Below are 20,646 nucleotides of genomic sequence, written 5' to 3' on the forward strand. Positions count from 1 at the left end.
GAAGGGTCAGGTCTAAGTGATCAGAATTTCTGTCGACGTGATGGGTGGAGACTTCGGTCCCGAGGTCGTCATCCCCGGTGCTGCCAAGGCACTCGAGCGCCATCCCGATGTCACCTTCCTTCTCTTCGGCCAGCAGGAACGCTGCATGCCTATCCTGGCGCAGTTCCCGAAGCTGAAGGAGAAGTCGACCTTTCATCACTGTGACGTCTCCGTCACCATGGATGAAAAGCCGAGCCAAGCCCTGCGCCGCGGCCGCTACGTCTCCAGCATGTGGCGTTCGATCGAGGCCGTGAAGACGGGCCAGGCCGACGTCGTCGTGTCAGCCGGCAATACCGGCGCGCTGATGGCCATGGCGAAGTTCTGCCTGCGCACGATGGCGACCATCGAGCGGCCGGCGATCGCCGCAATCTGGCCGACGCTGTCGGGCGAGAGCATTGTGCTCGACGTCGGTGCCGGCATTGGCGCCGATGCCCAGCAATTGCTCGATTTCGCCGTTATGGGTGGCGCCATGGCGCGCGCCCTGTTTGAAATCGAGAAGCCCATGGTCGGCCTGCTGAATGTCGGCGTGGAAGAGATCAAGGGCCAGGAAGAAGTCAAGGAAGCCGGTCGCCTGATCCGCGAAGCCGGCCTCGACACGATCGACTATTACGGCTTCGTCGAAGGTGACGACCTCGGCAAGGGCACGGTCGACGTGGTCGTGACCGAAGGCTTCACCGGCAATATCGCGCTGAAGACCGCCGAAGGCACGGCCAAGCAGATCGCGGAGTATCTGCGCTCCGCCATGTCGCGCACCTGGATGGCCAAGCTCGGCTACATCCTCGCCAAGGGCGCCTTCGACCGCCTGCGCGAGAAGATGGACCCGCGCAAGGTCAATGGCGGCGTCTTCCTCGGCCTGAACGGCATCGTCATCAAGAGCCATGGCGGCACGGATGCCGAGGGCTTTGCGGCGGCTCTCGACGTGGGCTATGACATGGCCAGAAACGGTCTCACCCAGAAGATCGAAAACGACTTGAAAAAATATCACGCGCGGCACCCGTCTCCGGCCGGCCCCGAAGCGGCGTGAAAGGTAGGAAACTCCAATGATCCGTTCTGTAGTTCGCGGTTTCGGAGCAGCGCTCCCGAAACGGGTTGTGACCAATCGCGATCTCGAAAGCATGGTTGAAACCTCGGACGAGTGGATCGTCCAGCGAACCGGCATCAAGCAGCGTTACATCGCAGGCGAAGGCGAAACCACGGCATCGCTCGGTGCCGCCGCAGCGCAGGAAGCGCTGGAGCGCGCAGGCCTGACGGCTGCCGATATCGACCTCGTCATCTGTGCGACCTCGACGCCCGATAACACCTTCCCGGCAACCGCGGTCAACATCCAGAACCGGCTCGGCATGCATCACGGCTTCGGCTTCGACGTCCAGGCCGTCTGTTCCGGCTTCGTCTATGCCATGGCGACGGCGGATCTCTATATCCGTGGCGGCATGGCGAAGCGCGTCCTGGTCATCGGTGCGGAAACCTTCTCCCGCATCCTCGACTGGACAGATCGCACCACCTGCGTGCTCTTCGGTGACGGCGCAGGCGCCCTCGTGCTCGAAGCCGCCGAAGGCGAGGGCACGGTCGCCGATCGCGGTGTTCTGACCTCGAACCTGCGCTCGGACGGGGCCCATCGCGAAAAGCTCTATGTTGACGGCGGCCCGTCGACCACCGGCACGGTCGGCCATCTGCGCATGGAAGGCCGCGAGGTCTTCAAGCATGCCGTGGGCATGATCACCGACGTGATCGAGGGCGCGTTCAATGCAACGGGCACGACCGCCGACGACATCGACTGGCTGGTTCCGCATCAGGCGAACAAGCGCATCATCGACGGTTCGGCAAAGAAGCTCGGCATCCCCGACGAGAAGGTCGTGATTACCGTCGACAAGCATGGCAATACCTCGGCTGCTTCCATTCCGCTGGCGCTCGCCACGGCTGCTGGCGACGGCCGCATCAAGAAGGGCGACCTTGTCATGCTCGAAGCGATGGGCGGTGGATTCACCTGGGGCGCAGTGCTCGTTCGCTGGTAGCATTTGAAACCCTAAAAATTGCGCATCGACAAGCACTTGACCGTTGCGGCCAAGGGCAATAGTCTCTGCGCAATTCAACAAGATCATTGATTTAGGCGGGCGAGAACAATGGCCGGAAAGACAGTGACGCGTGCGGATCTGGCAGAATCAGTCTTTCGCAAGGTCGGTCTTTCCAGAACGGAATCTGCCGAGCTGGTCGAGACCGTGATCGACGAGATCTGCAACGCCATCGTGCGCGGCGAATCCGTCAAGCTCTCCTCCTTCGCCACCTTCCAGGTCCGCAGCAAGAACGAGCGCATCGGCCGCAATCCGAAGACCGGCGAAGAAGTGCCGATCTCCCCGCGGCGTGTCATGACCTTCAAGGCGTCGAACGTCCTGAAGCAGCGTATTCTCCGCGCCCATATTGCGCGAAAGGCCAAGCAGAAGCCTGCCAACCCGGCGGCCTGACATCGGCCAAAACCGGTGGAGCATTTCTTCGCTGGTCACCAAGCGCTTGAAAAGCGATCCTCAACCCGTTGAAATGTGATCCGAGTCGTGCGGCCGTGCGACAGTCGAGGAGCGCCGTGATGCAGTTAGACAAGAGCCCGGATGCTTTCCGGACCATCAGTGAGGTGGCGGATGATCTTGATCTGCCCCAACATGTCCTGCGTTTCTGGGAAACGCGCTTCCCGCAGATCAAGCCACTGAAGCGCGGCGGCGGACGCCGCTACTATCGCCCCGACGATGTCGAACTGCTGAAGGGCATCCGCCACCTGCTCTACGATCAGGGTTATACGATCAAGGGCGTGCAGAAGCTCCTGAAGACCAACGGCAACAAGGTCGTCATGGCCGTTGCCACGGGTGATGTTGCGACGATGGAAGCCCTCGTGGCCGCCAATGCATCGAAGGCCGATGATCCCAAGGTCAATCTCGACGAGGATCAGATTGTCGGGCGCCCGAAGGTCCGCACCAGCGGTCGCTTTTTCGGCTTCGGTGGCGGAGCGAACGACGACGCGCCGGAAATCTCCGTGGGCAAGGGGTCCGTCGGCAAGGAAGACCGTGCGCTCTTGCAGGAAGCCCTGTTCGACCTTCTGGAATGCAAGCGCCTGCTCGATCAGGTGCGCTGATCCTCAAGCCTTTCTTCAAGATGGAACACCGCTCGCGCCTCGGGCGTTGAGGGACCGACACGCAACACGCGCGAGGCCCCATGAAACGCCATCTCTTGACTATCCCGCTTCTGTCCCTGCTTGCCGTCGCACCGGCGCATGCCCAGCAGAGCTCGACCGGCTCCGCAACCACCGAGGCGCGGCCGACCACCGTCGAAGATGCCTGCATCTTCGTGGCGAAGAGTATGCTGATGGTGAAGGACTTGAAGATCGGCGTGGTTCAGGCCTTCCCCGAGCTCGATCCGCCCGGCGCACGTCTGACCTATTCGACCCGGATGGATTCCGAGCCGCAGGACATCACCGACGAGATCGAATGCCAGTTCGAACGTGGTGCCGAGCCGCTCCAGGTCACACGCTTCTGCATGGATGTCACCTGCTACGCCGCAAACAGCGAGGAACCCGAAGAGCGTCGCCGCTTCGAGGAAGTCCGTGCCCTGATGCAGCGGCTGAAGTGATCATCCTCTCATTTTTTCGGTCGCCCTGGAGTTTCCCCTTGCGCGGAAATGACTGACTGTCTAAAGGGAACTGGCTGTCGAGCGGGTCAAATCGCACGACAAGCCGGTGACGGAATGTAGCGCAGCCCGGTAGCGCACTTGACTGGGGGTCAAGGGGTCGTGGGTTCGAATCCCGCCATTCCGACCATTTAAAACAAGAACTTAGCCACTCCCTTGCGGGGTGGCTATTTTCTTTTTAGCCACATTGTAGCCAATTCTGACGTCTCCCCGGCGCTGCGGCAACGGGTTACGACCGGAGGGTGGCCGAGGAGACGATTCGGCTTGCGCCGAATTAGGTTAGTTCACTGTCTTGCCGGCCGCGCTCCTTGCCCGATCGCGTTCGCCTCGTTCCATGCTGATCCTCTCGACATCGGCAAGGGTTGGCGCTTTGCGCTTTTCGCCTTGGATCTCCTTCTTGCATTCATCCAGCATCTTCATAAGGACGGGAAATCCTTCGAATGCAGATTCAATGCCGATTGAGGCTGCACCGACTCGTGATGATGGCAGGCCCTCACTATCCAATCCCGTCTCTGCTGATTCCAGGAAGAACTTGATGTGCCGAACTTCGGCCAGTAGCTGTTCAATCTTGTCCATTGCACTTCTCCTCTTGAATGCGGCCAATCGGCGCGCCGTTTAGTCACCTGCGAATTTCTGCCCCGCTCACCAATCAAAGGGAGCAGGGCGCGACGGGTTGGTGAAGCTGGTGAGACTTCCTAGTTGGTGGCCTCGCCGCCGCTGTAGATGGTGGTCCCAGAAGTGTTCGAAACTTCAACCTGCCGAGTAGAAATCGGCCGCTCTATCCAGTTGAGCTATGGGACCAGAACTTATCACGCCCTCATCGCGGCCTGCGCTTCCCGTGCGATCTCCCCGGCCGTGTCGAGGATATCGGCCAGCGCCATGAAGACTTCGTCGCCGCTGTCCTTCAGTTCCTCAATGAACAAGTTCATCCCGATCGTCAAAGCGGCCAGCCGGCGAACATGCGGTTCGGCCAGGATGAGGCGCTTCGAATTCTGAAACACCCGCAGCGTGATCGCCTCATCTTCAGCGGTAAGTGGTCTGTGTGCCTCTGCCTGCATTTCCGTTGCCCCCTTGGCCCGTGTTGATGAAAAGGAAGATGGCGGAACAAACGCCTGCCGTCAACGGTTAAAAGCGAATAAAATCAGCAACTTGACTACTGTTCTACAAATTTGTCAAAGTTCTAATATAAAATCAATCGGTTGCTTCTTGTGTGGTTGTGCAAGAAAAATGCTCTACCCTGAGAACCCACGGTTGCCACCCCGGATTGGCGGCACTACCGTCCCCTCGTGAAGGAGATGGGAATGGATTTGCAAGCCAGGAACCGGAAGATCTATGAGATGCGGCAACAGGGCGCGAAGCTGAGTGATATCGGCGATGCATTCGAGATGTCTGCAGGCCGGGCCGGTATCATATGCAGAGAGATGGCCGCCCTCGCGAAAGAACGGCCCGTTCCCGATGGTCTATCCCTCAAGACCGCAAAGGCCATCGAGTGGGCATTCGGTATCTGGCCGTCGGCGGATACTGTGGAAGAGATCGCCGACCGTAAGGATGAGTGGTTGCGGGCTCATGGCATCGGCCGGAAGCAGTATCTGGAGATTGAGGCTTGGGTGGCCAAGAACTCGAGCGAGGAATAAGAACGGAACTGGAACATATTGCTTGTGGATTTAAGCTGCTCAACGCCCATTCTCACCTAAACATCTGACATATTCATAGCGGCAGTGCCGAATAGTCGTGTCGCCGGCCAGGGGGACCCATGCCCGAATACAAATTGAAGGTCGACCGTCTGAATGACAAAGAGGTTTGGAACTTCTTTCGCAGGGCCGCGGAGCTTCTCGATATCCCATCCGTAACCATAGCGATTGCCGGTTCCGCAGGCGGAACCGCGATCACGCTCGCTGATGCGGAGGAGGTAGGTAAGCTATCTTTCGATCACGACTCGTACATGCTTTTTTCCGCGAGCCTGTCGGGTAGCCAGTTCTCGATTTCTCTCTCTCGCGGCGCTTCCGATGATACTCCCTTCGGATTCGACAATCTAAGGATAAATAACGCTCAACGGGATTACAACTCCGGTGTAGATCCTTACGCGGAAGAGACCCTTCTTCAGCTAGGGCGACTGGTAAGCCAAACTTTTGTCCCAACGCTCGCTAGCGCAAGCGGTCTCTACAGAGATCCTGCTACTTTCAAAGCGATCATGCAGTCGCACCAGCGAATGCTGGAGCGCATGCAAAAAACCATCACCGCAGTTGGTGAGGAGGCTGCTTCCGCCCGCGCCAAACTCGAGGACGAATATTGGCAAAAGTCATCGGCGCTCCTCAAGGAAAACGAAAAGCGCCGGAAGGAGCTCGATACCGAAGTTGAGCGCATCAAGGCGCGTCTGGCCGAAGACGAGCGCCATCTCGAAGAACGCAAGAAGGCGTTGGACGATCGGGACAACACGCATGCGAGACGCGCCCTTCATTCAACACTGAAGCAGCGTCTTGCCGAGCACGCGGCGAAGTTTGAGCTTACGGATGACACCAAGGGCAGACGCAGGCCGATCCATATTGCTGTCTGGATAGCGGCAACAAGCTTGGTGGCACTGATTGTTTTCAATAGCTGGGCTCTGCAAGATGCGTTCGGTGGTGCGACGAGCGCGACTGCTTCAGTGATTATGCTGCTCAAGCCAGTCGGCCTCACGGTCGCCCTTCTCGGCCTCGTCTCCTGGTATCTGCGATGGATGAATCGCTGGTTCGAACGACATGCTGACGCTGAGTTCCAGCTTAAGCAATTTGAACTTGATATCGATCGCGCGAGTTGGGTTGTGGAGACCGCGCTTGAGTGGCGATTCTCGCAAAACAGCGCCATTCCGCAGCACCTGCTCGACAACATCTCGCGCAACTTGTTCTCAAAAGGCGAGAAAGATGAAGCGGCAGATATGCACCCGGCCGATTACTTGGCCTCAGCACTGATCGGCAAGGCGTCAAGCGTTCGCCTCTCCGTCCCCGGTGGGGAGGTGGAACTGGGACCCAAGGCTCTAAGCGGCGCCGGCAAGAGCTAGTCAGATCCCCGCCACGCGCTCCGCTGCCCTCAGTACACGGCGTAATCCTGCGTCGTCAGGTGCGAGTTTGTCGTACTGGTCGTTGGCTGCCTCGCAGACGGCAGACCAAGCTTCTCGCGACAGTCGAACCAGAGGGCCGTCGCGCCCCTTCGGCGGCACCGCTCCAGGCTCGCCGTTGGGGCCGATGGTGATGCCAAAGTCTCGTATGGTGTTGCCGGCAAGATCGACGTCGAAATCCGCCAGGCGGATACCGCTACTGCGGCGCATGTTGATTACTTTTACTTCCATATTCTCTCTCGTTGGGAAGGAAACTGCATGGGAAATCCCGTGCAGGTTTGCTCGATGGGGTCAGGCGGGTCCGCCTGCAGAATGGCAGGGAGGACCCGCCGCCAGTTTCGCTTAGTTCGCGTCCGTCGAGCCGTAGCGCCGCGTCTGATTCCAGAGGTTTGGCGTTGCCGGCGTTCCTGCAGGCGCATTCGCAGCCGGCGTGCTGTCGTTTGTGGCTGTCGTGTCAGTCGTGTCGCCGCTATCTGTAACAGAGCCAGAGCCGCCCGACTTGCCGTCGTACAGCTTGGCGCTGATCTGCGTGCGGTAGCCTTCGCCCTTGCTGTAGGTGTGCGTCGCCGTATCGATGATGTATGGCGCACCGTCCAAGCCGGGACGCACTCCCTGAAACAACAGCGGCGCGCCGGCAGCGATGGCCGTGTCGCCGATGACTGTCACCGACGCAGCGCCCTCGCCGCGCTTCAGGTCTTTGGCTCGAGCCTGCGCGGCTTTGTCTGCCTCTTCCAAGCTGGCGAACGGCTCCGGAATACGGAACACGCTGTCTCCGTCCTCGTCGCCTTCGGCATCGATCTCGACGCGCTTGGCCTGCTCCTTGTCCTGATAGTAGGCGACGACCTTGCTGTATTTCGTGCGATCGTTGGCTTCGAAGTTGCAAGTGCCTTCGACTATGACGGGCGGCGAAACAACGACGGAACCGACGAACGTGCCGGCGGCGCTATTGCCGGATCCACGCTTCGCGAAAATCAGCCGACCGTTCTTGATGTTGAAAAGCGCGTTGTGGCGCTCGGCCAGGCGGTAGAGAAACTGGAAGCCCTGCTCGTCTTGCTGCGCGATCCATGGGTATTCAAAGTCGCCAATCTCGCTGTCTATTGCAGGCGTCAGCCCGTTCTCTTGCGCGATTTCGCCGACGATGTCCTTGAGCTTCTTGTTGTCCCAATGCCTCTCTTGGCGCTCCTTGAGCTTCGTCTTGCGCAGGTCCGCCGACTTGCCGCTGATGCTCATGGAATACGGCAGGCACTTCACAGACACCTTGTCGACCGTAAACTTGCCGAGGCTGCGCAACGTGCCGTAGCCTAGCCGCACGTCGATGATGGCGCCCTTGCGTGGGATAGCCAGAAACTGCGGCGGGTCGTCGTGCAGTTCGATATCAACCGTGTCCGCGTCGGCCTCGTCCTTGTCTGTGACAGTGATGGAAACAAGACGCTCGTAAAAGGCGCCGGCAACCGGGTTGCCGTCGATCGTGACTTCTATTTGTGGGCGCATGGTTCTCTCTTGTGTGGAGGGGAGGAGGGCGCACTGCGCGCGCGCCCTGATTGGTCAGTAAGGTCCGCCTTTAAGGCTGCTGTCGACGCCCGACTTCGCCGCGTCGCCGATCTTCGCGGCGACCGCATTCGCCACAGCGTTCGCATCTCCAGCGCCCGAAATAGTGAAGTGATTGACGACACTGACTTGGGGCGCAGGCTGCGGGTTCGTCACGTTGACCGCTTGGACGCCCTGTGGAGCCATGGCTTGTCGAAGAGTCCCTAGATCCACTGCACCCATCAAGCGTTCGCCGTGAGCACCGGGGTCCCTTAAGAGCCCGCCGTAATCCGACCCGCGAGGCGTATCTGCGGACTTCCGGAACATCAGCGCCTGTTCTTCCGCCGTCAGCTGGCGGACTTCGCCATTACCTCCGAGCGTCGAAAGAACGCCGAGCGCAAGAGCACCAGCGGTGATGCCTTTGAAGATGCCTCCCAAACCGCCGCCTGGTGCGGCAGGGCTGCCGGGCGTGGTCGGTGCCGTTGCTCCTTTCGGCAGGTTTCGACTAGCCGATGCCAGGTCGCGGATGGCCTTCGCCGCGCCGGCAGCCTTGATGCCGATGAAGAGTAGGCCAGCGCCGATGCCCAGCCATTCCATCGCGGATAGCTTGGACATGTTGTCAACGAACTCGCCGAGGCTGCTGGCACCCTGGACCGCACTCGCTATTGCCGCGATGCCGGCCGCAATAGCGAAGAGGCGGAACCATTTCGACATAACCAGACCGCCGAGGACGAGTCCGAGCTCTGTCAAAAAGCTGCCGATCTTGCTGTTCGCCACGGCATCCGAAGCAGCCCTAGCATTCTCACCGAACTGCCGGAATTTAAAAGCAATCCGGCCTAGCTCTTCGCCGGCCGCTACGCCGTCGGGACCAGCTACGCCGAAGACCATGTCGCTGAGCGACTTAAGCCCGCCATCATTTAGGCCAAGGCCAGCCACGAACCCGCGGAAGGCTGCCGACATTTTGTCGAAGACGCCTGCGCGCTGGTCGAGCGTGTCGAAAATTTCCAAAACACCGGAAAGCGCCCGATTAATCGGCGGCAGCAACCGATCGCCCATCGCGATTCCTAACGCTGCGAGATTGTTGCGGACCTTCTGCAACTGGTTCGCTGTCGTTTCCGCGCGAACGCTGTATTCTTTGAATGCAGATCCGGCGTAGTTGGTTTGATCGCTCACGAGACCCAACTGCCTGCGCAGTTCGGTGCTGTTGTTGATCAGTGGCATCAGAGCGCGTGCCTCATTGCCGAACAGCGCTGACGCTAGCGAAATCTGCTCCCATTCGGGCAGCTTTTGAATCTTCTCGATCACATCCAGAGTCGTGCCAAGGGCATTTTTCTGCATGTTCTTGGCCGTTTTGACGCTGTCCAAGCCGAGCCGTTTGTAGGCTTCACGCTGCGACTTCGTGGCCTGCGTACCCATCGTCAGGGCGCGACCCATATTCCGGAACGAGGTGGCAGCGACTTCAGACTCAGCGCCAGCCGAGATCATCGATCCACCGAACGCCAGGGACTGCTGCGCGGTGAAGCCGAACATTTCACCCGCAGCTGCGACGCGATTTGTGTATTCCAGAAGGCGAGGAGCATTGGCTGCCGAGTTGTTCGACAGGTGGTTGAGGCTATCTGCAAACAGCCCGACATCCGCGACGCCAAGTCCAAGCTGGGTCTTGATCTCGGATAGCGCTTGGGCGGTCTCCTGCACCGGCACGTCCCAGGCTGTCGAGACTTGGGCGACAGTGCGGGCGAAGCCCTTCAACTCATGCGTTGCAATGCCACTCTGGCCGGCTGCCGCGTAGATCTCTGCAATGCCAGTCGCGGCAATCGGCAGCTCCTTGGACAGGCCGAGAATGTCGCGGCGAAAGTTCGCTAGCTGTTCGCCGGTCCCGTCGATGACTTTACGAACGTCTGCGAATGCCTCTTCGAAGCGGATAGCCGCGCCCGCTGTAGCGTTGACGCCGGACGCGGCTCCGAAGATGCCGCCGCCTAGTGCCAACGCGCCGCCAAGCGAACGCAGGGGGGCAAGTACTCCCGAGGCGGCTCGATTGATCCCTGCGATAGCGTTGGTGATAACGCGGGTGCGCGCGGTTACGTCGTCTATGAGGCTCAGCCTCAGCGTTGAGTTTAGTGCCATTGCTTTATTGCTTTCGTGATGCGCCCAGCCTCGCTTTCCATCCAGGCGTTAAGCGCCGCGATGGCGTCGGCCGTGTCGTCCATCGTCATGGTGCGGAGCGCTTCGAGGGGCTCGCCCGTCATGCGCGACATGAAGGCCAACACATCGCCGAGATTACCCGGCCGCACGAGGCTCAAGGGCAGGTAGTCCGTCAGGTCGAGCGGCTGAAATGTGAGGCTGGTGATCCGCCGATTGTCGGACTGAATACCGTCGCGAAGGGGGACGCGCTTCATTTGAACGCCCCCGCCGCCATGCGCTTCAGATAGTGCGTCACGCGTACATCGAGCGCGTTCTTGCCCCTGTCGAATGTAGCAGCCGTCTTGCCGGTCTCAGCTTCAACCGGAAGGTAAACGCCGGAACGAGCGACCTCAAACTGGTCCATTCCCTTCGGGAAGACCGTGTTTCCTTTCGGGTACTTGTCCGTGAATTTGCGGATGCCGGTGCGATAAAACACCTGGCCGTGCCAATTGTCCTTGTTGACGCGATACGGCCACCACCCCGCGCGGAGAAACTTGCCGGCAAAAATCTGTCGCTGGCCGCGTGGCGCGGCGCTGACGCCCTTGCTGGTTTCGCGAGGCTTGAAGTACTTGAGCTTGATGTCGCCGCCCTTGACATGGATCGCATAGGAAAGCGTTTCAGGCGTCGAGCGGTCCCGCTTCTTCAGAGCTTTCGCGCCTGTGCGTTTTGGCAGTCCAGCCTGGTCCGCAAGGGCGCGACCAGTTGCGGTGGCTGATTTCGCGCCTGCGTCGTTGATCGCCCGGCTGTAGATCTTTCGCGCGGTTCCGTCGCCTAACTGACGCGATAGTTTGTGGAAACGACGCAAGCCGTCGCCCGTGATTTGGATGAGAAGCACCTGGTGCGTCCTTTCATATTCCAGCCATGGTCAGCGCGTCTTCGACGCTGTCGCAAAGCGGCGCGCGTTCTGCCGTTGCGCCGTAGGCCCTGAGCGCTGCGGAACGGAACTCTTCTTCGAACGCCGGATCGATTATCGATATCGCCCTGCGGGTGCGGCCCGCCGGCAGGGCTACCTTGGTGAACCCGTCTTGGTGTCGGATAATCGAGCACCCGTGGAGCTTCAGAGCTCCCACGTTGGCATCAAACTGAGCAATGATGGACGAGGCGCCTGGTCGCTCGATCGATCGGTTACGCATATTCTCTATTGAAATCATGCCCGCTCCTGTGGCGTGCGTAGCCCCTGAGAAGCAAAAAGCCCGCCGCTGGCGAGCCTTTTGCTGGTGTGGTCGGTTGGCGATGAAAGTCACCAAATGCGCCGAGAGACGGCCGCGAACTTGCTGGTGATCCAAGGCGGCAGAAGCTCAGACTTCGAAATGCGCTCCATCACACTGTCCGGGCAATTCGCACGGCCAGCAGCGTTGTCAAAGCCGACGTTCTCGATGATTCTACGGTAAAGATGGAGGCGCATGGTATCCGCCTTCTCAAGGCGCTGAAGGGCTTCCTCGATGACTGCGGCAGCCGGCACGACCTTTGCCTTCACGTACTCAAACACAGCCTTTGCCTCGGCATCGGCCTCGCGCCACTGCCGCTCAAAGTTTTCGTCAAACTCTCGAGCTTCGGCTGCTGCAAGCTTTCCCTCGAGAAGGTTGCGCGCTGCTTCGGCCCGCTCAATCGCCAGGCGCGCCGATTCAACATCCTTCTCCGCATCCAAAACATCTCGATCCGAGCCGGAGAGGAGAAGTGCCGAGCGTCGTGCGGCCGCAGCGCTGTAGTCATCGCTGAGCTTCGCGATATCGAGCTCGGCAAGCGCCGAACGGATGTCTGCAGAGGTTTCGCCGCGCTTCAGCAGCTTTTGGATTTTTTCAAGCATTTTCTTCCTTCCCGGCCAATTCGCCGAATTTGACATGGGTTGTGATTATGGATTCGGCTTTAGCGCCGTCGATCCTCGGTGATGCCATCAGCACGCCGACCAATTCGGCGACGGCCTGTCGGACATGTGGTTGACTACAAATGCGCCTGACTTCTGTCTCGGCCGCGCGCCACTGGTTCTCTGCCGCCTCCGAAGGGGACGTCACACCAACGATTTGCCAGGCAGCCAAAGCGGCTCGACAGCCGTCACAGTTGCCTCCGCAAAAATTGAATGCGCGCTCGACATAGTCGGCGACGGACTCAGTTGGTTCGTCAAAAAACCAGCTGACGCGTGCATCCTCGCCAGCGCCACCGGCCAGGGCGACTACCATGCGCAAGTGAGGATCGCGCGCCTCAGCTGGGAGGGTCGAGAACTCAACCCGCTCTGGTGGCAGGATGCTGACTGACTTGATCGGCCATCCGGCCATGTAGCCGACAACGGCATGCGCTGCCTCATGCCAGGCGACGCGCTCGCTGACCTCGTGCTCAATCTCGCCGATTGGTGGGCCGGGTGTGCTCGTGTAGCCGAAGCCGCTCACGGCTCCGTCGGGAGCCTCCAACACGCCGTGGCCCCTCTCTGCTCCCGCGGGGCAGCAGGCACGAACTACGGTCTTCAAATTGCACCGCCGATCTTTCGCCGGATATTGCCGAGAGAAATACTAATCCGACGATGCCTTTCGTCCGGCGGCGGCAGCGTGAGCTCTCGTGTGTGCTTGCCAGACTTCCCGGATGGGGAGAGGGTGTATAGCTGTTCGAGTGTCATCCTCACGTCGCAACCGCGGGCGTCTTCTGAGATGATAGAGGCAGCACGGCAGGCGTGAGGTAGGGGGATGTCCTGGCTGCGCAGTTCCGCAGCCACCGCGATAGCGGCCACCTCACCGGCAGACAGGTGGGGCTTGCTCGGAAACATGCGACGCACGATTTCATCTGCATGATGGCCGGCGATGTTCTGCGCCTCTGCGCGGGTATAGGTTTTCATATCAATCACCTCGTATAGCGGGCAACACGACCGCGCTCGTGCGTGGCAGTCCGGGTCAGGCGACGCTCCAGCGCGTCAAGCGGTAGCGCGACAGCGACTTCGTGTGGCTGCTGATCCGAGTGCGCGAGGGCTCCATCCCGGTCGCGGTAAACCCAAACCAGTTGATCCGCCGATGCACGGGCAATGCGTGATGCGACGGGCATCACCTCGTGAGGGGTTCCCAAGCCTCTTGAAATGAGCTCGCCAGCAATCAGCATGGCTAGCCCTTCCTGGCGGGAGTATACCTTGGTTTGACCGTCATATCGGCCGATGGTGAAGCTCGGCGCGCGAGCAAGCCATGAACGGACGGTTGCCTTTTCAACGCCGCATGCCGCGGCGACGTCTGCGGTCGTGATCATTCGAACCTCCTGTTGCGGGAAAGATGCGCAACACGTTTGGACAATAAAAAACCGCCCCGAAGGGCGGCGAGTTGGGGAGAGCTACTTCCCTTCAATGTATACGCGCCGGGCGGGGCGGATTTGGCACCTATGCCGCATCTTTTTTTGCCCTCGTGTTTTCGTTAGCTGCGATTATCTCGCGTCCAGCATTCAGGAGCGCCTTCTTCCCGCCCCGATCCGCATACCCGCCGCGATAGCCAAGCTTAATCCCGATGGATTCCAGAGTGCCACGGCTAGCGACCTCCTCTACGACCTTCGCGCTGACTGCAGCCAAAGGCGCACTGTCCTCAACTTTGCCTGTAACCGCCACGGACGCAGTCTGGCACCGGCCAGTCATGCCCCCCATGAATCTTGCATTCTTCGCGATTGTGGTGGGGCCAAGTGTTGCCTGATTGGGTAAATGGCAGAACGGGACACTGCCATCGACGCCGAACTGACGTAGAATAGCACGGGCCTCTTCCACGCCGTCCTGCGGTACATACATTGGGGGCAAAGCTGGCTCACCGGAGAATTCCCGGTGCAGGTGATGCGCTTCTAGCGGCGATGGGATAACTGCAGGAAGCGCCAGATACCCGACCGGGTTGGTTCGATAGGGACGCTTGCCTCCGCGGGGTTTTTCCGCCTTGAATGATGGTTTGCTAACCTCTCCTGCATCGTTGATGAAGGAAAGCAGCGTCCCACCCTCCATCCCTCTGCGCGCATTTGGCCGAGTATAGAACATTAAACCGGCTAGCCTGATAAGATGTCTACCGATCAGTGTTTGCTCGCCATTGAACTCGTAGGCCCACGGCTCTCCTTGCCAAGAGATCTTGCCGCGCTTCTTCGTTCTCACGCCGCACCAAGGCCAAGCCACCCCGCCAGCACTTCGGAGCATCTCGTGTAATTCTGGCTCAATGCTATGCAGCATCTCCGGCCAATGCTCGTCAGGGCCGTTCTGCGCCACCGAGCACATAGTCTCCGCCGTCAGCATCTCGTCCGGAGCGTCGTGCAGCTCTTCGTCGGCCGAGCTGATAGGGATCGTCGAGGGCTGCTCTGGTTCTGAACCGCAAGTGTAGTACTCGTCGCGCAGCCGATGAAACATAGCAAGCGCAGCGTCGGAGTCGTGGTTTATCAGCCACGTCAATGCCGGAAGCGTGTGGGTCATGTAGCTCTCTGATGGTGGGAGATGCGCGGCCCTTAATGGGCTCTTGCGCGATGCCGGCGGTGCGGCGGTTTGCTCGGCCTAAATCGGGCCGTGGTGTGTTATGGGGCAATTCTACATTTTTGTCAATAGGTGACTTGACGGTTTCGTAGAAATAGTGTAAGGGCCGCCGCCTTCAGAATACCTGCCACACCTGCACGCCGGCCGACACCAGCGTCGCCAGGATCATCAGGGCAAGCAGGACAAGCAACAGTTTTTCAGCCATATCTGAGCCCACACCTCAACCCGTTTGGCGTCGGTGCGTTGATGAGATCGCAGCCCTCGGCCTTGGCTATCCGTCTCAATAGGTCGGGCAGAACCACGTCAGGCCCTAACTTCGCAATCATTCGATTGCCATCGTAGCGGCGAGACAGCCCACAGCGTTCGCACGCGACGACCACCTTCTGATTCCGATACACAATGAGGCGCCGTGCGCCAGGTCCAAGCGACATGATAAACTCCTGCCGCCGCCAATGTTATGGCCACCGCTGGCCGTCGCTGGATTTAGGGCGATGGCCAGGGCGGCGTCAAGGTGTCCGGATGGGGACGTGAATTTCCTTTTCACTTTCTAACTTTTCGGGCTCAATGCCCTGATTCATATGGCTTTTCCTATAAGTAAAAAAGAAAGAAACCACTTCTGGAAAAGTTTGCACCGAGCTCGACGACGGGCGTCACACCCCGCGACAGGGGGGGGTGGGGTGATTGGGACCCAACCGAGGGAGCGCTAGGCTCGCAGGGCGGGTCGGGGTGGTGTCGGCTGGTTGTCGTTCGCCGCAAGTGCACGTAGTTCCGCGACGAGTTCCGACTTTTCCTCGTGGAATTTCTCGGGGTTGCGGTGGCATGGCGCCAAGCGCGCCAGCCTTTCCGCAATATTTGCCAGGGTATCTCGCCGGGTCATCCAATCACCCTTGCGATGATGTCCGTCCGTCCGGCTTCAGCAAGCTCTTCCATCGACACCCATCGCCACTCCCATTCCTTGCTGATGGGATTATAGCCGTAGGCGAGGATGGACTCGCCGTCGCAATCGTCGACGTCTTCGATCGTGTCTGGGTCTATCATTAGTAACTCCTCATTTGCGGATTTGCGGATTTGCAAGGGTCCTCCTTTTTTATGGCTTGAGTTCCATAATCCGGCAAAACCGGAGGAGGTCTGCAAATCTCGCAAATGGTGTTTTTAGTGATGTGGTATATATAAAAACTATATATATACCAATGATTTAGCCTTTTAATCCGGCCCGGAAACACTTGTACAAATAATTGCCATTTGCAAAATGGGTGCACAAAAAACGCCCCGAAATCTGTGCACCCCGTTTGCAAATGCAAGTGATTTCGCAAATGAACCGGCTCGTTATTTGCCCCATCCTGCGGCGGTCAAAGTCATCTTGCGGCCATCTGTTTTTTCGATGTGTCCGCTTTCCTGTAGGCGCCGAACTGCCCCGTCGAACGTTCGCTCATCTGCTTTGGACACGCCCCGTCGGCGGAGTAGGGCGGCTCGGAACATCTCCCCGCCATTGTCGCGCAACGCGGTGATGATGGCCTTGCACACCGCTTCGAACTGGCTGCCAGACATGTGCTGAAGAATGCCGGAATCAACGGCGTCGATTGAGGCCATAGCCAGCGCTCGTGCCCAGGCGACATCCTCAACCGACACGGAAGGGGTCTCCGGGTTCCGGCTCAAGGCTCGCAACGTCGCCAGCTTGACGACGTGCTCGGCGGTTCGGCCGACTATCCCATCACGACTCTCGTCGCGTTCGATTTCGGCATCCTGCCAATCTTCGATGGCAAGCCAGGCGGCTTCCGCTTCTGCATTCGCCCATCCGACGCGCGCGAACTGAGGACGTGCGCCTGCGGTGCGCCAAGCGCCTTTTGCGTTGAACCCTGCCGGCCACTTGAACTGCTCCTCGGCATCAGCAACAGCTTTCAGCAAAGAGGCGGGAGTGCTTAGGCCATCGTCTGCGGGGTTGCTCCGCTTCGGCCTGTCCTTCGGCGACACGAAAATCAGTCGCGCAATGAAGCCGTCCGTTAGATTGGCCTCACTCAATCCGCCGTAGAACGTCGTCGGCGTCGACATGCCCATGATGGACAGGGAAGGCGCATAGACAGGCTCCGCGGTCGTCTCCTTCGACGCATGCTCCTTGCCTCGCCAGACGCTCGTTGCCTTGGAGAACACCTCGAGCATCAGCTTGCGGATGGTTGCCGTCCAGTTGCCGCTCCCGCCAGCATTCACCGACTGCATGACCTCACCGAACTCGTCCCATAGCATCAGCATCGTCGGTTTCTTTCGCAGTTCCTTCTCGATCGCGCTTGCGCTGGTGACCTCGCCAGGGCCGATCAGGAACGGGAGTTTGGCATCCTCAAACAGTTGCAGGATGCGAGCTTGCGGCGCTTCCTTGCCGAAGCCAGGGCCCGCAATGCCAGCGAGGTAGAGGTTCACGCCCAAGCTCGTCGGGCCAATGACACGCCGGCCGTAGAAGGCGGACAAGAAAGCCAATGCCGCCATCACCGCAAACTCTGGGGTCCGCCGCCGGCTGGTGTCGAGGATCCATTCTGCGACGTCACCGATAAGACCGCCGGCCTGTTTCGGGTCGAAAGGATTGATAGGCTCGGACGACTTGCGCTTCGCCACCAATGCCTCGATGACCTTCGGCGAAGGCAACAGCGCCGCTCCTTTATCCACCCATCCCAAGGACTCTTTATCCTTGCCCAGACGCGTGCAAAGCCATTCGGCCGCGCTGGTGACGCCATCTGCTTGACCGCATTTGTGCACCACGTCGATAGCGGTGTGAACTTCGCCGCTCCCCCAATCGGTGATGCCTTCTGGATGGAACGACAGGTTAGCATTCCGGACGCCACGCCACTCGGCAACAGCACGATAGCCCTCTCCGGCGCGGGCGGTCTTCGGCAGATTGAGCGCAGGAACCCATGACGCCAGGTCGTCAAGCGCCGCCTGATTGACGCGTCGGAAGAAATTGTCGCCTGTATTGTCGTTGGCGGCCTTGCGCTTAACCGGTGCTGGCTTCTTTTTTCCGTGAGGCTCTAGCAGAGCTTCGACATCCTGCAGGAAGCGCTCCAGCGATGCCCAATCGATAAGCGGCAGTTCAGAGACAGGGCGGAGCGACGCTGGTGTCCATATGTAGGGCTGCCCTGTGTCGGGGTGGATGCCGTCGACGATGACCTGCTGGCCCGTGCCCATTACCTCAATACGCTGGTCGGTTCCGTCGATATTGAACCACGCGGTGATGATCTTCTCGCGTGGTTCGGTCGTGCGGAAGAGGAATAGTGCCTTGGGTGCTTTGCCGACGCGCATAGGCGCATTGGCGCCGCCTGGGAGCTCACGCACCATCGCGGCAATCGCCTCGGCTAGATCCGGACGAGTGATATCGACGTCGATTGCGACGACTTCGCCGGTCAGGATACCTGTATTGCGATTGTCCGGATGGCTGGTCTCCCATACATCAACAATGTCGTGCGTTGCCGCGCAGTGCTGCCAGCCGATGAAGCCGATGGGAATTTTGCCCTTACACGGGATGGGGCGGTAGCCCTTCTCGATCAGGTCGTGCCGGGTCTCGAGAACCCGGTTTGTGGTCTTAATCTTCGGAAGTGGTGACAATGGAAAACCTCGCGTTTTGCCGTTCCCGGCGGCGCCTCCGACGGGATTAGGTGTGTGATGACGGTGTGGTGCTCAGGCGGCCTGTTCGACCGGATGATTGTCGTTTGCAGGTCGGCGGTCTGGCCGCAGGGCATAGAACTCTGCCCAAGTTAGGCGTCTGCCGCGCAATGGCCGGTCATTGTCAGGTTTTGTAGTGCTGCTCATTTGTCCTCCCGCGGTTGAGCATCCCGCCGACGACGCCGGCAAGGCTGATGGTGGTGGTGGTGGGTTAGTCGGCTAGATGGTCTGCGCGTGTCTGGCGAAGGCTCGAAGCAAATCGCGCTCCGACTCTTCTGCGGCCTGGAGCACCTTCAAATCATGCTCGCAGATGTACGCGTCCAGTTGCCGCCACAGTATTGAGCGCAACTCGTCCGGCGGTATGGCGTCGAGCTCGCACGCGAATGGATAAGGCCACCGCATGTCAGCAGCAGTCTTCCGCTTCGGCTCGCGCGTTGGTAGGTCCATCGCCTGGATCTGCTCTATTGTGACGCCGAGCCGTTCGAAGGCAACGCGCAATCCTCGCTCCCTTGCGAAGCCCGCCAGCTTTCTTTCTAGGTCGTACGCTGCATCCTGTCCTGAGCGATCAAAGTCGCCGAAGTGATAGACTTGCACGGTTTTGCCGATTTCAGCCCACGTCTCGACGGCCTCGTGCGCAAAGGTCTCGGAAGTAAACCCACGGCACACCATCAAAGGAACGTCAAATCTTGAGGTAATCGGGCTTAGACAACCGGCCAGCGCGTCCTTTTCGACCCATACCTCGACGTGCCACGGAAGGTCGCGCCACATCGCCCTGCGGTAAAGTGCGGCGGTTTCCTCCAGCGCCTCCGCGACGCCACTATGCGTCCGTGGCTTGCGCATGAACCGGGTGAGGTCCGCAATGTGGCGGTAAGGCATCCGACCCGTTCGTCGAAGCTTTAGAACCTGCTGCTGGATAGCGTTGTACCCGTTGTCGTCCTTTTGAATGCCGGGAATGCCGGCCACGGTCGCCGCATAGAACAACTGGCGAACCGTCACGGGTGCATGCTTCGCCGCGTAGTCGATTAGGAAACGAGCGCGGGTCTCCATCTCCTCGTTTGTGCCGCGATGCCGCCTGTTGTCATTGGCATGATTTAACAGGCTAGCCGTATAAGAAGCGGCTACGGTCATGCCGCCACCGCCATAACCACGCGGTTATCGATCGCCGAGGCCATGCCGCACGCGACCAGATGCTCGGCCTCGGCAAGCGCTTCTTCATGGCTTCGCCAACGGGTGTAGTCTCCCCAGCCGTAGTCGAAATGGACTTCGAAATGGCTGATGGCCGGATTCCCAACGATGACGGCGGAGTCGGTCGATGGCTTGTGTGTGGATTGCCAGTGTTGCTCGGCAGTGGCGTCAAATTTGGTGGCGAGCTTCATGCTGCCACCTCGCTCGCCGTGTTGTCGTTAGCAGGAGCAACGGCACGCTCGTCTCGCCATGCAATGAGGTCATTGGTGTCGTAGATGACCGCTCGGCCCAGCCGGAAAAAGCGAGGCCCGGTCCCGTAGTGACGAAGCTTGTCGAGGGTAGATTTTGAAAGCCCTAGCAGTTCTGCGGCTTCTCGGACTCGAACGTTCTTTTGCACTGTCTCTTCCTTCTGTTTGGTGGTGACGGACGGAAGATAGGCGATGAGGAAACATCAGGTTAGGCGAAGAAATTCCATTTAATCGCGTGATGCCTCGTCGGCAGCGTGTTTGGCTGAATCGTATTCTGAAATGGCCTTGCGGATGTGAGTTTCAGAATAGCCGTATTTCTTCGACAGCTTTGCGAGTGCATCTTCGTAACGATCGCCGCAGGCGCGCAGGTGGTGGAAATCCGAACCTATATCGAACCAATGCCGCGTGAGGGCAGATTTGCGCCCACGCGGCCTCTTTGTCGGCTTAATCATGGCTGCGGCAAGCTCCTGCGTGACCTTGTCGGCTCGCCCACTGAGGAGAATGGCAACAATCAATGTCTTCGCGTCTTCAGTTCGTCCCTCAGACAGAGCGGACTGAATTGGGCCAGCTTGCAAGCTCATTCCGTCAGGAAGCTT

Annotated in this window: 26 protein-coding genes and 2 tRNA genes; 8 read left to right on the forward strand and 20 right to left on the reverse strand. The window is 59.5% G+C overall.

The genetic code is table 11. The annotated features are described in order from the left end of the window. The first annotated feature begins 16 nt into the window (after positions 1-16). From plsX to FAA86_RS06030, 6 genes are all read left to right on the forward strand, one after another. Positions 17-1,063: a phosphate acyltransferase PlsX gene (gene plsX / locus FAA86_RS06005; RefSeq protein ID WP_113459354.1), complete on the forward strand. Its 1,047-nt coding sequence runs from the start codon at positions 17-19 to the stop codon at positions 1,061-1,063. 16 nt (positions 1,064-1,079) lie between these two features. Then, the gene (locus FAA86_RS06010) at positions 1,080-2,051 is read left to right on the forward strand and encodes a beta-ketoacyl-ACP synthase III (RefSeq protein WP_113459355.1); all 972 of its coding nucleotides are present in this window, start codon (positions 1,080-1,082) and stop codon (positions 2,049-2,051) included. Positions 2,052-2,159: 108 nt separating this feature from the next. After that, positions 2,160-2,498: an integration host factor subunit alpha gene (locus FAA86_RS06015; protein ID WP_006727522.1), complete on the forward strand. Its 339-nt coding sequence runs from the start codon at positions 2,160-2,162 to the stop codon at positions 2,496-2,498. A gap of 119 nt (positions 2,499-2,617) precedes the next feature. Then, positions 2,618-3,157 carry a MerR family transcriptional regulator gene (locus FAA86_RS06020; protein WP_136538930.1) on the forward strand — a complete coding sequence of 180 codons (540 nt, stop codon included), beginning with the start codon at positions 2,618-2,620 and terminating at the stop codon, positions 3,155-3,157. Between the two features lie 80 nt (positions 3,158-3,237). Continuing rightward, positions 3,238-3,651 carry a hypothetical protein gene (locus FAA86_RS06025; protein WP_136538932.1) on the forward strand — a complete coding sequence of 138 codons (414 nt, stop codon included), beginning with the start codon at positions 3,238-3,240 and terminating at the stop codon, positions 3,649-3,651. Positions 3,652-3,761: 110 nt separating this feature from the next. After that, positions 3,762-3,838: transfer RNA gene (locus FAA86_RS06030), tRNA-Pro, on the forward strand. A 149-nt stretch (positions 3,839-3,987) separates the two neighbouring features. Here the strand turns inward: FAA86_RS06030 and FAA86_RS06035 are convergent. The 3 genes from FAA86_RS06035 to FAA86_RS06045 all read right to left on the reverse strand — a co-directional run bounded on the left by FAA86_RS06035 (position 3,988) and on the right by FAA86_RS06045 (position 4,766). Then, positions 3,988-4,284 carry a hypothetical protein gene (locus FAA86_RS06035; RefSeq protein WP_136538934.1) on the reverse strand — a complete coding sequence of 99 codons (297 nt, stop codon included), beginning with the start codon at positions 4,282-4,284 and terminating at the stop codon, positions 3,988-3,990. A gap of 148 nt (positions 4,285-4,432) precedes the next feature. Further along, positions 4,433-4,509 (reverse strand) — tRNA-Arg (locus FAA86_RS06040). An 8-nt stretch (positions 4,510-4,517) separates the two neighbouring features. Further along, positions 4,518-4,766: a hypothetical protein gene (locus FAA86_RS06045; protein WP_136538936.1), complete on the reverse strand. Its 249-nt coding sequence runs from the start codon at positions 4,764-4,766 to the stop codon at positions 4,518-4,520. 243 nt (positions 4,767-5,009) lie between these two features. Here FAA86_RS06045 and FAA86_RS06050 point away from each other — a divergent pair, with 243 nt between their 5' ends. Both FAA86_RS06050 and FAA86_RS06055 read left to right on the forward strand, forming a co-directional pair. Further along, positions 5,010-5,342, forward strand: coding sequence for a hypothetical protein (locus FAA86_RS06050; protein WP_136538938.1), 333 nt, complete (start codon positions 5,010-5,012; stop codon positions 5,340-5,342). A 119-nt stretch (positions 5,343-5,461) separates the two neighbouring features. Beyond that, the gene (locus FAA86_RS06055) at positions 5,462-6,745 is read left to right on the forward strand and encodes a hypothetical protein (RefSeq protein WP_136538940.1); all 1,284 of its coding nucleotides are present in this window, start codon (positions 5,462-5,464) and stop codon (positions 6,743-6,745) included. Here FAA86_RS06055 and FAA86_RS06060 read toward each other — a convergent pair whose 3' ends face one another. The 17 genes from FAA86_RS06060 to FAA86_RS24530 all read right to left on the reverse strand — a co-directional run. Beyond that, a complete protein-coding gene (locus FAA86_RS06060) occupies positions 6,746-7,033 on the reverse strand; it encodes a hypothetical protein (RefSeq protein WP_136538942.1) in 288 nt (95 codons plus the stop codon). A gap of 111 nt (positions 7,034-7,144) precedes the next feature. After that, positions 7,145-8,293, reverse strand: a complete 1,149-nt coding sequence (locus FAA86_RS06065; RefSeq protein ID WP_136538944.1) for a phage late control D family protein — start codon at positions 8,291-8,293, stop codon at positions 7,145-7,147. Between the two features lie 54 nt (positions 8,294-8,347). Further along, positions 8,348-10,453, reverse strand: a complete 2,106-nt coding sequence (locus FAA86_RS06070; protein WP_136538946.1) for a phage tail tape measure protein — start codon at positions 10,451-10,453, stop codon at positions 8,348-8,350. After that, a complete protein-coding gene (locus FAA86_RS06075) occupies positions 10,444-10,725 on the reverse strand; it encodes a hypothetical protein (protein ID WP_136538948.1) in 282 nt (93 codons plus the stop codon). The genes FAA86_RS06070 and FAA86_RS06075 overlap by 10 nt, the downstream gene beginning before the upstream one ends. Further along, on the reverse strand, positions 10,722-11,345 hold the full coding sequence (locus FAA86_RS06080; RefSeq protein ID WP_136538950.1) for a hypothetical protein: 624 nt from the start codon (positions 11,343-11,345) through the stop codon (positions 10,722-10,724). Before FAA86_RS06080 ends, FAA86_RS06075 begins: the two co-directional genes overlap by 4 nt. 13 nt (positions 11,346-11,358) lie before the next feature. Then, positions 11,359-11,661 carry a hypothetical protein gene (locus FAA86_RS06085; protein WP_136538952.1) on the reverse strand — a complete coding sequence of 101 codons (303 nt, stop codon included), beginning with the start codon at positions 11,659-11,661 and terminating at the stop codon, positions 11,359-11,361. A gap of 89 nt (positions 11,662-11,750) precedes the next feature. Further along, on the reverse strand, positions 11,751-12,353 hold the full coding sequence (locus FAA86_RS06090) for a hypothetical protein (RefSeq protein WP_136538954.1): 603 nt from the start codon (positions 12,351-12,353) through the stop codon (positions 11,751-11,753). Next, positions 12,310-12,894, reverse strand: coding sequence for a hypothetical protein (locus tag FAA86_RS06095; protein WP_167494904.1), 585 nt, complete (start codon positions 12,892-12,894; stop codon positions 12,310-12,312). The genes FAA86_RS06090 and FAA86_RS06095 overlap by 44 nt, the downstream gene beginning before the upstream one ends. Positions 12,895-12,968: 74 nt before the next feature. Then, positions 12,969-13,334, reverse strand: coding sequence for a hypothetical protein (locus tag FAA86_RS06100; RefSeq protein ID WP_136538958.1), 366 nt, complete (start codon positions 13,332-13,334; stop codon positions 12,969-12,971). A 5-nt stretch (positions 13,335-13,339) separates the two neighbouring features. Then, the gene (locus FAA86_RS06105; RefSeq protein ID WP_136538960.1) at positions 13,340-13,732 is read right to left on the reverse strand and encodes a hypothetical protein; all 393 of its coding nucleotides are present in this window, start codon (positions 13,730-13,732) and stop codon (positions 13,340-13,342) included. Between the two features lie 127 nt (positions 13,733-13,859). Further along, positions 13,860-14,915 (reverse strand): hypothetical protein, encoded by a 1,056-nt coding sequence (locus FAA86_RS06110; protein ID WP_136538962.1) that lies wholly within the window; start codon positions 14,913-14,915, stop codon positions 13,860-13,862. Positions 14,916-15,845: 930 nt separating this feature from the next. Then, positions 15,846-16,010 carry a hypothetical protein gene (locus tag FAA86_RS24525; protein ID WP_167494905.1) on the reverse strand — a complete coding sequence of 55 codons (165 nt, stop codon included), beginning with the start codon at positions 16,008-16,010 and terminating at the stop codon, positions 15,846-15,848. A 288-nt stretch (positions 16,011-16,298) separates the two neighbouring features. Continuing rightward, positions 16,299-18,560 carry a bifunctional DNA primase/polymerase gene (locus tag FAA86_RS06115; RefSeq protein WP_136538964.1) on the reverse strand — a complete coding sequence of 754 codons (2,262 nt, stop codon included), beginning with the start codon at positions 18,558-18,560 and terminating at the stop codon, positions 16,299-16,301. A gap of 276 nt (positions 18,561-18,836) precedes the next feature. Then, complete coding sequence (locus FAA86_RS06120) at positions 18,837-19,745, reverse strand: hypothetical protein (protein WP_205910024.1); 909 nt, start codon at positions 19,743-19,745, stop codon at positions 18,837-18,839. Then, the gene (locus FAA86_RS06125; RefSeq protein WP_136538966.1) at positions 19,742-19,993 is read right to left on the reverse strand and encodes a hypothetical protein; all 252 of its coding nucleotides are present in this window, start codon (positions 19,991-19,993) and stop codon (positions 19,742-19,744) included. The genes FAA86_RS06120 and FAA86_RS06125 overlap by 4 nt, the downstream gene beginning before the upstream one ends. Continuing rightward, positions 19,990-20,199 carry a helix-turn-helix transcriptional regulator gene (locus FAA86_RS06130; RefSeq protein ID WP_136538968.1) on the reverse strand — a complete coding sequence of 70 codons (210 nt, stop codon included), beginning with the start codon at positions 20,197-20,199 and terminating at the stop codon, positions 19,990-19,992. Before FAA86_RS06130 ends, FAA86_RS06125 begins: the two co-directional genes overlap by 4 nt. Before the next feature lie 78 nt (positions 20,200-20,277). Then, the coding region (locus FAA86_RS24530; protein WP_167494906.1) for a hypothetical protein at positions 20,278-20,646 on the reverse strand (369 nt) is incomplete at its 5' end.

It is taken from the genome of Rhizobium rosettiformans W3, assembly GCF_004912135.1.
Taxonomy (GTDB): Bacteria; Pseudomonadota; Alphaproteobacteria; order Rhizobiales; family Rhizobiaceae; genus Allorhizobium; species Allorhizobium rosettiformans.

Excerpts from the sequence above, each read along its gene's own strand:
- FAA86_RS06010 (WP_113459355.1), top strand. The coding sequence starts at position 1,080 with ATGATCCGTTCTGTAGTTCGCGGTTTCGGAGCAGCGCTCCCGAAACGG.
- FAA86_RS06015 (WP_006727522.1), top strand. The coding sequence starts at position 2,160 with ATGGCCGGAAAGACAGTGACGCGTGCGGATCTGGCAGAATCAGTCTTT.
- FAA86_RS06020 (WP_136538930.1), top strand. The coding sequence starts at position 2,618 with ATGCAGTTAGACAAGAGCCCGGATGCTTTCCGGACCATCAGTGAGGTG.
- FAA86_RS06025 (WP_136538932.1), top strand. The coding sequence starts at position 3,238 with ATGAAACGCCATCTCTTGACTATCCCGCTTCTGTCCCTGCTTGCCGTC.
- FAA86_RS06035 (WP_136538934.1), bottom strand. The coding sequence starts at position 4,284 with ATGGACAAGATTGAACAGCTACTGGCCGAAGTTCGGCACATCAAGTTC.
- FAA86_RS06045 (WP_136538936.1), bottom strand. The coding sequence starts at position 4,766 with ATGCAGGCAGAGGCACACAGACCACTTACCGCTGAAGATGAGGCGATC.
- FAA86_RS06050 (WP_136538938.1), top strand. The coding sequence starts at position 5,010 with ATGGATTTGCAAGCCAGGAACCGGAAGATCTATGAGATGCGGCAACAG.
- FAA86_RS06055 (WP_136538940.1), top strand. The coding sequence starts at position 5,462 with ATGCCCGAATACAAATTGAAGGTCGACCGTCTGAATGACAAAGAGGTT.
- FAA86_RS06060 (WP_136538942.1), bottom strand. The coding sequence starts at position 7,033 with ATGGAAGTAAAAGTAATCAACATGCGCCGCAGTAGCGGTATCCGCCTG.
- FAA86_RS06065 (WP_136538944.1), bottom strand. The coding sequence starts at position 8,293 with ATGCGCCCACAAATAGAAGTCACGATCGACGGCAACCCGGTTGCCGGC.
- FAA86_RS06070 (WP_136538946.1), bottom strand. The coding sequence starts at position 10,453 with ATGGCACTAAACTCAACGCTGAGGCTGAGCCTCATAGACGACGTAACC.
- FAA86_RS06075 (WP_136538948.1), bottom strand. The coding sequence starts at position 10,725 with ATGAAGCGCGTCCCCCTTCGCGACGGTATTCAGTCCGACAATCGGCGG.
- FAA86_RS06085 (WP_136538952.1), bottom strand. The coding sequence starts at position 11,661 with ATGATTTCAATAGAGAATATGCGTAACCGATCGATCGAGCGACCAGGC.
- FAA86_RS06090 (WP_136538954.1), bottom strand. The coding sequence starts at position 12,353 with ATGTCAAATTCGGCGAATTGGCCGGGAAGGAAGAAAATGCTTGAAAAA.
- FAA86_RS06100 (WP_136538958.1), bottom strand. The coding sequence starts at position 13,334 with ATGAAAACCTATACCCGCGCAGAGGCGCAGAACATCGCCGGCCATCAT.
- FAA86_RS06105 (WP_136538960.1), bottom strand. The coding sequence starts at position 13,732 with ATGATCACGACCGCAGACGTCGCCGCGGCATGCGGCGTTGAAAAGGCA.
- FAA86_RS06110 (WP_136538962.1), bottom strand. The coding sequence starts at position 14,915 with ATGACCCACACGCTTCCGGCATTGACGTGGCTGATAAACCACGACTCC.
- FAA86_RS24525 (WP_167494905.1), bottom strand. The coding sequence starts at position 16,010 with ATGATAGACCCAGACACGATCGAAGACGTCGACGATTGCGACGGCGAG.
- FAA86_RS06120 (WP_205910024.1), bottom strand. The coding sequence starts at position 19,745 with ATGACCGTAGCCGCTTCTTATACGGCTAGCCTGTTAAATCATGCCAAT.
- FAA86_RS06125 (WP_136538966.1), bottom strand. The coding sequence starts at position 19,993 with ATGAAGCTCGCCACCAAATTTGACGCCACTGCCGAGCAACACTGGCAA.